Annotated in this window: 11 protein-coding genes and 1 riboswitch; all 11 genes read left to right on the top strand. The window is 49.4% G+C overall.

Annotated elements, in window-relative coordinates:
• Positions 1-13 precede the first annotated feature (13 nt).
• The 11 genes from AC58QO_RS27015 (at position 14) to AC58QO_RS26965 (ending at position 11,951) form a co-directional block, all read left to right on the top strand.
• Entirely contained in the window at positions 14-1,081 is a 1,068-nt protein-coding gene (locus AC58QO_RS27015) for an L-threonylcarbamoyladenylate synthase (protein WP_497271002.1), read from the top strand.
• A 162-nt stretch (positions 1,082-1,243) separates the two neighbouring features.
• Positions 1,244-1,804: a manganese efflux pump MntP gene (locus tag AC58QO_RS27010; protein WP_497271000.1), complete on the top strand. Its 561-nt coding sequence runs from the start codon at positions 1,244-1,246 to the stop codon at positions 1,802-1,804.
• Between the two features lie 63 nt (positions 1,805-1,867).
• Positions 1,868-2,440: a low molecular weight protein arginine phosphatase gene (locus tag AC58QO_RS27005; protein ID WP_497270998.1), complete on the top strand. Its 573-nt coding sequence runs from the start codon at positions 1,868-1,870 to the stop codon at positions 2,438-2,440.
• Between the two features lie 98 nt (positions 2,441-2,538).
• Positions 2,539-2,619, top strand: a riboswitch (ZMP/ZTP riboswitch).
• Positions 2,620-2,723: 104 nt separating this feature from the next.
• Positions 2,724-3,182 carry a ribose 5-phosphate isomerase B gene (rpiB, locus tag AC58QO_RS27000; protein ID WP_436233390.1) on the top strand — a complete coding sequence of 153 codons (459 nt, stop codon included), beginning with the start codon at positions 2,724-2,726 and terminating at the stop codon, positions 3,180-3,182.
• Between the two features lie 16 nt (positions 3,183-3,198).
• Complete coding sequence (locus tag AC58QO_RS26995; RefSeq protein WP_497270996.1) at positions 3,199-3,804, top strand: TIGR01440 family protein; 606 nt, start codon at positions 3,199-3,201, stop codon at positions 3,802-3,804.
• A gap of 33 nt (positions 3,805-3,837) precedes the next feature.
• Positions 3,838-5,088, top strand: a complete 1,251-nt coding sequence (gene glyA, locus AC58QO_RS26990) for a serine hydroxymethyltransferase (protein WP_497270994.1) — start codon at positions 3,838-3,840, stop codon at positions 5,086-5,088.
• A 535-nt stretch (positions 5,089-5,623) separates the two neighbouring features.
• Positions 5,624-6,631, top strand: a complete 1,008-nt coding sequence (locus AC58QO_RS26985; protein WP_497270992.1) for a glycoside hydrolase family protein — start codon at positions 5,624-5,626, stop codon at positions 6,629-6,631.
• Positions 6,631-8,328 carry a family 16 glycosylhydrolase gene (locus tag AC58QO_RS26980; RefSeq protein WP_497270990.1) on the top strand — a complete coding sequence of 566 codons (1,698 nt, stop codon included), beginning with the start codon at positions 6,631-6,633 and terminating at the stop codon, positions 8,326-8,328. Before AC58QO_RS26985 ends, AC58QO_RS26980 begins: the two co-directional genes overlap by 1 nt.
• Before the next feature lie 141 nt (positions 8,329-8,469).
• Positions 8,470-9,372, top strand: a complete 903-nt coding sequence (locus tag AC58QO_RS26975; RefSeq protein ID WP_497270988.1) for an ABC transporter permease — start codon at positions 8,470-8,472, stop codon at positions 9,370-9,372.
• A 15-nt stretch (positions 9,373-9,387) separates the two neighbouring features.
• The gene (locus AC58QO_RS26970) at positions 9,388-10,260 is read left to right on the top strand and encodes a carbohydrate ABC transporter permease (protein WP_497270986.1); all 873 of its coding nucleotides are present in this window, start codon (positions 9,388-9,390) and stop codon (positions 10,258-10,260) included.
• 77 nt (positions 10,261-10,337) lie between these two features.
• Positions 10,338-11,951: a type 2 periplasmic-binding domain-containing protein gene (locus tag AC58QO_RS26965; protein WP_497270984.1), complete on the top strand. Its 1,614-nt coding sequence runs from the start codon at positions 10,338-10,340 to the stop codon at positions 11,949-11,951.
• Positions 11,952-11,964: the final 13 nt, after the last annotated feature.

Here is an 11,964-nt window from a genome sequence, read left to right as displayed (position 1 = left end):
GATGAGAGTGATTGTGACAATCTACTGGAACGTGAATCAAGGCGAAGAGCGCGCGATAGCGCAGGATATAGATGAGGCGGCGAGCCTCTTGCAGCAGGGGGGAACAGTCGCCTTTCCGACCGAAACGGTGTATGGACTTGGTGCGGATGCGACCAATACCGCAGCGGTTAAGCAGATTTTTGCCGCAAAGGGGAGACCCTCCGACAATCCTCTGATTGTTCATATAGCTGATGCGAAGCAGCTCCCAGGCCTTGTTCAGCCAGATTGCATCACAAGCCATCACCAAACACTGATGAAGGCTTTCTGGCCCGGGCCATTAACCATTGTGCTACCTGTTATTGCAGGTAGCCTTTCGCCGTTAGTTACGGCTGGTCTGCAAACTGTTGGCATCCGAATACCGGATCATCCAGTTGCACTTAAGCTTCTGCGTGAAGCGGGACTTCCTATTGCAGCGCCAAGCGCGAATAGCTCGGGTAGACCGAGCCCGACAATGGCATCGCATGTACGTGATGATTTGGATGGCAAAATTGGCGGAATCGTAGACGGTGGTGCAACAGGTGTTGGTGTCGAGTCCACAGTTATTCAGCTTGTAGACGGCGTGTTACATGTGCTGAGGCCGGGTGGGGTGACTGCGGAACAGCTGCAAGCGGTTTTGCCTGACATGCGTATTCATGCCGCTGAGCCGACAGAGGTAGAAGCTGCCGATACGCCTCGCGCGCCGGGTATGAAGTATGCGCATTATGCGCCGAAGGGCTATATGCGCATTGTGCAGGGGGATGACGAGCAGGAAGTCTCCGCTTGGATTCAACGCGATATTGATGCTGCGAAGTTACGGGGGGAATCGACGGGTATTCTCACTTTCGAAGAAAGAGTACGGGGGTATCGCGCAGATCTCGTTCTCGCGTGCGGCTCATTATCTGAGCCAGATACGATTGCTCGGGAGCTATATGCCGCTCTGCGGGCTTTTGATCAGGAAGGCATAAGCTATATTGTTGCAGAAGGTGTTCCAGATTCAGGCATTGGCCGCGCGATTATGAATCGACTGTTGAAAGCAGCGGGTCATGAGCGGATCCGTCTCTAACATATAAGATTTTATAAGTTTCACGCCCTAAATTGTCTTATATTTCTGGTTAAACACTGTGAGAAGTCCAAGCAGGACGGCGTAGCCGTTTATTGTGACTAGCATGATTCCCAGTTTGTCCGCATATCTTGAGAAAGAATCGTGGACAAGGGGGATCGTGCTATGCTCGCATCTGGGGTACAAGTTGGGCAACTCATGACAATTGGAATAATGGCGATTGCTTTGGGCCTAGATGCTTTTTCGTTAGGAATTGGCATAGGAATGAAGGGCATTCGTTTGTTGGATATTTTGAAAATCAGCATTGTGATCGGCATTTTCCACGTGCTTATGCCACTTATGGGCATGTTTATGGGACAGTATGTCTCGCTCCTTCTGGGGAACGTTGCGACAGCTGCAGGGGGATGTTTACTTATTTTGCTCGGCGCGCATATGGTGTATAGCTCGATACGAGGGGAAGAAGCAACGGCTTTCGATCATCGAACGTTATGGGGGCTTATCATTTTCGCCCTTAGTGTTAGTATAGATTCGTTCTCTGTGGGCGTTTCTCTGGGGATGTTTGCTACGGACATCGTGCTTACAGTGCTCATCTTCGGTCTGTTTGGCGGATTGCTTTCGATAGCTGGCCTATTGCTAGGCAGACGGGTTAGCGGTTGGGTTGGGGAATATGGCGAGGCATTCGGCGGACTCATCCTATTAGGGTTTGGGATCAAGTTTTTACTATGATACAATATGGGGAGTTAGCTTTTGAAATAATAAGGTTTAAAATGCTTATATCGGGAGGATTTCATGTTGCGAATTCTATTTGTCTGTACAGGAAATACGTGCCGCAGTCCGTTAGCTGAAGGTTTGCTGCGTATGAGGGTGCATCAAGAGGGGCTTGCGGCGGAGGTTCGTTCAGCAGGTGTATCTGCGATGACGGGTGGTCCGATCTCGAGAAACAGCCAGTCGCTTCTTCACGAAGCGGGCTTTAAGGAATCTATCAATTCTCTAGCGATTGGCGCGGCGGATGTGGATTGGGCTGATCTGATCTTGACGATGACGACGGGGCATAAGCGTACAGTCATTCAACGTTATCCTCATGCGGTCGAGAAGACGTATACGCTCAAAGAGTATGTGGAAGACGATGCTCGTATTCTGAAGGCGATTGAAGAACGGGAGCAGCTTGCGACAGAGCTTCAGCTCAAACAGGCGCTATCTCAGACCGTATCCGTGGAAGAAAGAAGCCGCATGTATACGCTGGAAAATTCGATCCCCGATTACGATATTTCGGATCCCTATGGCGGGTCGCTGGCCGATTACCGGTACACTGCCGAGGAAATTGGTCGGAGCTTAGATAAATTGGTGAGAAAATTACGCTAAAATCAACAGCAAGCCTATAACTCTGTCTTCACTTGCATGAGATAGGTCAATATAGCTTTACACATCGCTGGGAATGCGATAAAATACAAGTAACAAGCAAGACTCAATGTAACTGGCGACGAGTGGGATTAACCACAATGGAGCATTGAGCTATACGGCCGGTCGCCTGGGCAAAAGAGCAACGCGCGTTTTCTAGCGTGTGCGCTCTTTTTTTCGTTTTTGGTGAGCTTTGGGATATAATAGGATGGTCGAATTCGAACAAGTCAAAAGGAGCGTTCTATTCATGAAAATTGCTTTAGGTGCTGATCATGCAGGCTATCGTTTGAAAGATGTTATCATTCCTTTTATTGAATCATTAGGTCATCAAGTGATTGATTTCGGATGCAGCTGCGGCGACTCCGTCGATTACCCAGATTATGCACTTCAAGTTTGCGAAAAAGTCGTTTCGGGAGACGCAGATAAAGGGATTCTGCTTTGTGGAACTGGCATTGGGATGTCCATTGCTGCCAATAAAGTTCCGGGAATCCGCTGTGCACTTGTGCACGATCTTTTCTCAGCGAAAGCGACGCGTGAACATAATGATACGAACGTGCTAGCGATGGGTGAGCGTGTAGTTGGTCCTGGCGTAGCGGAAGAAATCGTGAAAATTTGGCTGGAAACCGAGTTCTCAGAAGGTGTCCGCCACAAGAATCGTATTAACAAAGTACAGAGCATCGAAGATCGTTTCACGGTACATCCCTAGAGATGAGGGAGCCACAATGACAGATTCTATGTATGAACCTATAGCAGAAGCTTTGGAAGCGAACCTGCGTGAGCTGATTACAGTTGGCAGCCTGCGTCCCGGCAACATCTTGGTGATCGGCACGAGCACGAGTGAAATTCTCGGGCATCGGATTGGTACATCGGGTACGCTGGATGCGGCGAAGCCGATTTTTGAGACGGTTGCGCGTATCTGCGGCGAGTTCGGGCTGCATGCGGCTTATCAATGCTGCGAGCATCTGAATCGTGCGCTGGTTGTGGAGGAAGAGCTGCTGACGCTAGCGCCGCAGCTTGAGCCCGTCTCCGTGATTCCCGTGCCGAAGGCCGGGGGCTCCATGGCTTCCTACGCGTACAGACACCTCGCGAAACCGGTCGTTGTTGAGACGATTCAGGCGCATGCGGGCATCGATATTGGCTCCACGCTGATCGGCATGCATCTGCGCAGAGTCGCTGTTCCCGCAAGGCCGCCAGTTCGCCATATTGGCCAGGCTTATGTCACGATGGCATTCACTCGGCCGAAGCTGATCGGTGGTACTAGAGCTGTGTACTCCGCTGAGCTGGCGGATCAACTTTATCAACAAGCTGCACCTGATGCAGATTGCTAATATTTTATCTAACATCCTTAGGAGGAATTCCCTATGACAAACTTTTTGAGCAAACAAGATCCGAAAATCGTAGAAGCTATGAACCTTGAGCTAGGCCGTCAACGCGACAAAATTGAGCTAATCGCTTCCGAGAACATCGTGAGCCAAGCAGTCCTTGAAGCTATGGGTACTGTACTTACGAACAAATACGCGGAAGGCTACCCAGGCAAAAGATACTATGGTGGCTGTGAGTACGTAGACATCGTGGAAGACATCGCTCGTGACCGCGCGAAAGAGCTTTTCGGTGCTGAGCACGCGAACGTTCAACCTCACTCCGGTGCACAAGCGAACATGGCTGTTTACTTAGCTGCGCTAAACCCTGGTGACACGGTTCTTGGTATGAACCTTGCGCATGGTGGCCACTTAACACATGGTAGCCCTGTAAATGCTTCCGGTATTCTTTACAACTTCGTAGCTTACGGTGTAAGCGAAAAAGATTTCCGCATCGACTATGACGATGTTCGCAAAGCAGCTTTCAAACATAAGCCTCGCATGCTAGTAGCTGGTGCAAGTGCGTACCCGCGTACGATTGATTTCGAAGCTTTAGCATCTATCGCTAACGATGTAGGCGCATTGTTCTTCGTCGATATGGCGCATATCGCTGGTCTAGTTGCGGCTGGCTTGCACCCGAACCCAGTGCCACATGCACATTTCGTAACAACCACAACACACAAAACACTTCGCGGTCCTCGCGGCGGTATGATTCTTACGAAAAAAGCTTGGGCTGCAGCGATTGATAAAGCGGTATTCCCTGGTTCCCAAGGCGGACCTTTGATGCACACGATCGCAGCTAAAGCTGTTTCCTTCGGTGAAGCTCTTCAACCGGATTTCAAAGTGTACGGTCAAAACGTGATCAACAACGCTCAAGCTTTGGCAACAGCTCTTACAGCTGAAGGTATCAACCTAGTTTCCGGCGGTACGGATAACCACTTGATGTTGGTTGACTTGCGTAACCTGAACATCTCAGGTAAAGACGCAGAGCACGTTCTTGATGAAATCGGTATTACAGCGAACAAAAACGCGATTCCTTTCGACCCAACTAGCCCGTTCATCACAAGCGGTATTCGTTTGGGTACTCCAGCTGTGACTTCCCGTGGCATGGACGAAGAAGCGATGAAAACCATCGCGAAAGTCATTGCTCTTACGTTGAAAAACCCGAAAGACGAAGCTACGCTTGAAAAAGCTCGTGGCATGGTATCTGATCTAACGGCGCAATTCCCGCTTTACCCAGGATTGACTTACTAATTGTTAGAGATAAGGCCAGCTCATTGGAGCTGGTCTTTTTTTTTGAAATATCAGAATTTATAAGTTTTTGGGGTAAGCGAAGCTTGCCTCTTATTTATGTTCGGTTCACAGATAGCAAAAATGCAAAAGAGCATCCTTTTCAGAGGAATTGACTTGATCGTTTTAAATACATGCAAAAAGGCATCTTTTGGGGTCGAAAAGGTCAAAACAGAGCTGTAAATACAGAAATTGATGCCTTTTTGCATCAATTTTAGCCGAAATCGTGTATTTGATAGAGAGAAGTTGCACTTTTGCATTTCACAGTAGATGGAGAGTAGGCTGGTTACAGTTTGCAGCTTGGTTGGCGATAAAAACGACCTCTCTCGGGGTCCCCGCAAATTAATATCTAAACTCTGACCACTCTAGACAACGTGAACGACCATACATCCCCAAAACTTCAAACCATCTTACGAAAATATGAAACCTTTCAGTGTGTCGTACCCCTTACACTGATTCTGTACCAATGTAAACCCTTACACAGCTAGGAGAGGTGCGCATGAATTTTCAAGAATTGCTTCGGCCGGTGCCGGCCCAAGCGAAGTTCGAGCTAGAAGGATGGCATGTTTGGTGTGGATCGATGACACGAGATGAGGAGGGGAGGTATTACTTGTTCTACTCGCGTTGGCCTGAACGCGCTGGTTTTGAAGCCTGGGTCACGCATTCCGAAATCGCCTATGCGGTCGCCGACAATCCAATGGGACCGTTCCACCATGTGGATACGCTCTGGACCTGTAGAGATGGCGCAGCGAGCTGGGACAGGGATGTAGCGCACAATCCCGCGATTTTGCGCCACGGTAATCGTTATTATCTGTATTACATGGGGACGCATGGCCCCGATTTTGATCTCGACCAACCTGCCAATGAGGCAACATGGTGGACGTATCGCAACCACCAACGTATCGGTGTTGCTGTGGCTGACCATCCTGAAGGTCCATGGACGCGTGGGGCGTCGCCCGTGCTCGATGTCTCCCCAGGAGAGTGGGACGGACTCATGACGAGCAACCCTACGGTGTGTGAGACCGCTGACGGCCGTATCCTGATGATGTACAAAGGTGTGGCTGAGGGGCATCCTCCGAAGGGCGGTGCTGTTAACGCAGGTGTTGCCTTTGCCGATCATCCGCGGGGACCGTTCCGCAAGCAGCCAGAGCCGACGGTGACGAACCCAACGAATGATTGGGCGGTAGAGGACCCTTGCGTATGGTGTAAGGGCAATGGGTACTATGCACTGATGAAGGATTTTCAAGGTTATTTTACGAAATCTGAACGTGGCTCTGTGGCCTTATTTGAATCATCAGACGGAATTTCGTGGCGGCCATCGCGGCATGTACTGGCTTTTGATCTGCAAATTCCCTGGGCTCATCAGGTCGCACAATCCGTCCTCAGACTGGAACGCCCCCAGCTGTGGTTCGACGATAGCGGGGACCCTGCTGTCTTGCTGTGTGCCGTTCTTGAACGAGAGGGGAGTCGAACGTACAACATCCAAATTCCATTAGGAGGAGATTAATGATGAATTTGAAATGGCTTAGTCCGCTTCGCACGGTATTACCCGTATGCTTGTTGGCCACTGCGACGCTATCGACAATTTCACCCACCCCTGCTTCGGCGACTGCACCTGCTGGCTACACGTTATTTTATGCCGATGAATTTGACGACACCGCGATCAATGAGAACGACTGGATGTACCGCGACGCAGGGCCCTACTCACTGGGCTACAATCGCAAAGAGAACGTACGTGAATCGGGCGGCTCTTTGCACATTGATTTTAAACGTGAGCAGATTAATGGCACGTGGTACAACACTTGTGGGGGCTTAGTTTCGAAGAAGCTGTTCGGCTATGGCTACTATGAGACTAGAGCGAAGCTGTTTAATAGCACGACAGGGCTGCATTCTTCCTTCTGGAGTATGGGACTCAGCAATCATATCGCCGCTAATAACATAACCGGATTGACGGCCGAAATTGCTGCAGGTAATTTGCCATTTTATAATCAGGCAACGGAGATCGATGGCTTCGAGCATGACTCCGCCAATGGCTACTATGATACGGGGACGATCACGTATATTCCAGGCTACGGCTCGCCGCGTCAGCAAGTGAGCGTTACACCTGACGCGTGGCATGTCTATGGGTATGAATGGACGCCGACGGCAATTAAGTTCTACCTTGACGGTACAGTCGTCAATACGATCAATACCACAACGACACCGATGCCATTTGCGCCAGCGAATTTTTGGATGACAGCGTTGGGCTACAGGACAGTCTCGGACTACACGAAGCTGCCAGGTGAAAGTGAGTTCGATTACTTCCGTTTTTACGCAAAGAGCTACCCTAACGCCAACCTTCTGGGCAATCCTCAGATGGAGTTTACGGTAAAGGACACATCCAAGGGCTATACCGATCAAGATACGCCGAACTGGATTGAAACCTATGATAAAGATGCCAGCTTCATGACGACGACGGATGCGCATACAGGCACGCGTTCCTTAAAGCACGCGAAGGCCAGCAATTATCTGGTTACGACGAAGCAGAATCTCAACGGTATCGCCAATGGTACGTATCAGCTCAGCGCATGGGTGAAGAGCTCCGGTGGCCAGTCGCAGGCGATGATGCGTGTGCTGAACTACGGCGGAGCGGAGATGAATATGACGGTTCCCACAACCAGCACGTGGACGCAAATCACGTTGAATAACATCCCCGTGACCAATGGTCAGGCAACGATTGCCTTTACGTCCAATGCCACTTCGACACAGTGGATGCTCGTTGATGATGTGAACTTTAGCGAGGTGTCCGCTACGACGGTGTATGAAGCGGAGTCCTTACCCGTCACAACATCCTCTGGCGACTCTCAAGCGAATTACGCAGATGCACCTGCTAGCGCAGGATCATTCAATAATTTGAATGGCAACGGCGTAGGTGATTACGTGCAATACACAGTGAATGTACCGCAGACAGGAACGTATACCGTGTACGTTGGCAATCGCAAAGCGTTCAATAAAGGGATTTATCAGCTCGCAGTTAACGGCACAAATTTGGGTTCGACGGTAGACCAGTATGCCGCAACTTCTGGGTATACAGAGTCTAACCTAGGCACGGTCACGATTGGTACAGCTGGCAACCAGACATTCCGCTTCACAGTGACAGGCAAAAACGCGTCCGCCAGCACCTACAATCTCGCTTATGACTACATCACACTCGTCAAAAACTGATCAAGCCAAGCCGTCTCCCTCTCGGGAGGCGGCTTTCGCATTTCCGAAGATTTTAGACCATCTGCCAAAGATATGAAAAGGATTGGACGTTCCACAGCGCTACAATAAAGGTATAACCAACAGAGAGAGGAGAGGCAGCTCATGCATCGAACGATGAACCTGCTGCGAAGATACGGTGTGATGTATGCCCTATTAATTCCGGGCTTGCTGTACTTTGCGGTATTCAAATATGTGCCGATGGTGTACATCGCCGCTGCATTTAAGAACTATAACGTCCTGCAAGGACTATGGGAAAGCCCGTGGGTCGGCTGGCAGAACTTTCAGCTATTTTTCGATGGCGTGTATTTCAAGCAAATTATCGGAAATACCATTCTGATCTCGTTTTACAAGCTCATATTTTCGTTTCCAGCGCCGATTATACTCGCTTTAATGCTCAATGCCGTCACTTCAACGGGGTTCAAAAGAACCATCCAAACCCTGACCTACTTGCCTCACTTTCTGTCTTGGGTCATCATCTACGGCTTATTGGTGGCTTTCCTAGCACCTGGAACAGGGCTCGTTAACCAGTTGTTAACTGCCTTCCACTTAGACCGCATATCCTTCTTAACAGAGTCGGGTTTAATTCGATCGCTGATCGTCACAACGGACATCTGGCAGTCGGTGGGCTGGGGAGCCATCATTTACTTGGCAGCACTCACCGGTATTGATCCGAGCCTATACGAAGCGGCGACGATGGATGGCGCATCCCAGTCCCGGCAGTTGTGGCATATTACACTACCTGGTATTCGCAACGTCATCATCCTAATGCTTGTCTTGCGGCTTAGCGCCATACTCGATGTCGGTTTTGATCAAATCTTCATCATGCTCAATCCGCTCAATCAAGAGAAGGCCGACGTTATCGAGACATGGGTGTATAGGGTCGGTTTACAAGAGGGACGCATTGGACTTGCTACCGCTGTCGGGTTGTTTAAATCGGTGATCGGCTTCGTGCTTGTACTTGGTGCGAATCGGATTGCCAAAAAATTCGACGGACAAATCTGGTAGAAGGAGGAATCATCCATGCGTCACATGACTACCGGCGACCGACTCGCCCAAGGCATTAACTATTTGCTGCTCAGCCTGCTCGCTGCTTCCTGTGTATTGCCGTTCCTGTATGTCATCAGCGTCTCGCTGACACCGATATCCGAGTTCATTAAGAAAGACGGGCTGGTCATTATCCCGACGCATACCACATTGACTGCTTACCGAGAGATTATGCAAGGGGGCCGATTACTCGACGCCTACCAAGTTACCCTCTTTCGTGTCATTGTCGGTACGCTGCTGAACTTGGTGTTCACCGTCATTACAGCACTTCCGCTCTCCCGCAAAGCGTTGCCTGGTCGAAGCCCGTTCCTGCTTTTCATCGTATTCACCATGCTGTTCAACGGCGGTATTATTCCGGGCTACTTGCTCGTGAAAAATATAGGACTACTCAACTCGGAATGGTCACTCATCATCCCTGGATTAATCAATGCGTTCTATCTCATGATTGTAAAAAGCTTCTTCGAACAGCTGCCTGAGGCCATTGACGAGGCTGCTCGAATCGATGGAGCGGGTGAAATCTCCATTCTAGTCCGGATCGTTATCCCGCTTTCGGTTCCGATTATTGCGACGATTGGTCTTTTCTACGCCGTCTGGCACTGGAACAGTTATTTCGATGCCCTGCTCTATATCAACTCCCCAGAGAATCAGCCTGTACAGCTATTTCTAAGGCAGATCTTACTCGCCTCTGTGGCGATTAGTGGTGATGCAGCTGAAGCAGCTAACTCAGTGAACCCGATTTCGGTCCAAATGGCGTCCGTCGCCATAACAACTTTGCCCATTTTGGTCGTGTATCCGTTCATCCAGAAGCATTTTACCCGAGGTGTTCTACTTGGCTCTGTTAAGGGTTAATGAGTGGTCAATTCGAATGATATCTAGAGTCAACTCTTGATATAGCATGTATAATAGACTAAAGGGAGAGGTTCAAGATGAAAAAGAATCACGCAAGTGCGCTGCTTAGTATGACTGTGCTATTAGGTGTTATTGCTTCTGGCTGCAGCAAGGCCGAGAATACGGCTTCACCTAGCGCTAGTGTTGCTCCCACTACTGGAGCGACGCAAACGGCTAAGCCGCAGGAAGCTGACAAGAAGTATAAAGTTAGCTTTTACAACACGGTGGGTTATCGTTTAACAACACCAATGCCAGCGAAAGAGCAGGATCCGATCCGTCAAATGATCGAGAAAGATAACAATATGGATCTCGACATGATCATGGGCGGCGAGAACTGGAAGGATAAGCTCAACCTGCTGATCTCCTCCAATCAAATTCCTGACATCGTCTCCTTCCCAGACCGTGCCTCAGCGATTAAATACTACGATCAAGGCTTACTGGCCGATCTTGATGATTTGTTGAAGGAGTTCCCAGAGCTCCCGAAAGCATTCGATCCTTCGCGCCTCGAGCCTATGAAATACAAAGGACATACAATTGGTTTACCAGCTTCCGAAGCTGTTGGCGGTGTTAACGGTTGGTGGATCAACAATACTTGGCTCCAAAAGCTGAAGTTGTCTGTTCCTACGAATCCACAAGAGTTGCTCAATGTTATGAAAGCGTTCACTTTCAACGATCCAGACGGCAATGGCAAGAACGATACGTATGGCTACGTCGCGATGCTGCCGAAGGACGGCTCACTGGGTTACAGTACGAGTGGTGCGCAAGGCTTCCAGCAGATTTTCTGGATGTTTGGTGTGCAGCCTAACTTCGTGGATGTCAAAGACGGTAAGGTTGTTGTCTACAACACCGATGCGAAGACGAAGGAAGCGCTTACGTTCATCAAAGAAATGATCGATGCCAAAGTTGTCGACCCTGACTGGGTAACGATTGACGATGGACTCAAACGTGATAACAAGATGTACCAAGGCAAGGTTGGTATTATGATCGAAGACTGGCGCCGTTCGGAGCCTGCAGAAACGAAGAAAATGCAGGACGCTGGAGGCAGCGTGCCGGATTGGAAGCAAATCGCGCCTCCAAAGGGGCCGTATGGAGATCAAATTCTTGATGTGAAGCCATTCCAACAGTCGCTCATCGGGCTTTCGAAGGAAGCTTTGAAGGATGCTGGCAAAGCGAAGCGTGCTATGCAGTTCATTCAGTACTTGTACACCAATAAAGACGCTTATCCGTTCCTGGCTTATGGTATTAAAGATAAGTCATTTACTGTGACAAATGGTACCCCGAAGCTTATTGATAGATCCACCTACAACGAGAAGGAAATTGAGTGGCGCTATAATTATGCCTTCGTTCGCAAAGCGACGGACAGCGTATACTTCGACTTCCAGAAGCCTGATATCACGAACGCGAACCAGAAGATTAACACGAGCTATTTGAAAGAAAACAACGTAAATCCACGGGTGTTCGATGACCCAGCAGACCCAATGGCACAAGATCGCCTCAAGTATGCCAATGAGATGATGCTCAAATTCGTAACGGGCAAAGAGCCATTGACGAACTGGGACACTTACGTGAAGACACTACAGGACAAATTCAAACTGAACGATGCAATCGCGAATTATACGAAGCAGCTTCAGGGTGACGGTGTTATCAAATAAATAAATCGGGAAA

The organism is Paenibacillus sp. J31R30, from assembly GCF_059692115.1.
This window is presented reverse-complemented; position numbering and strand designations above follow the sequence as displayed.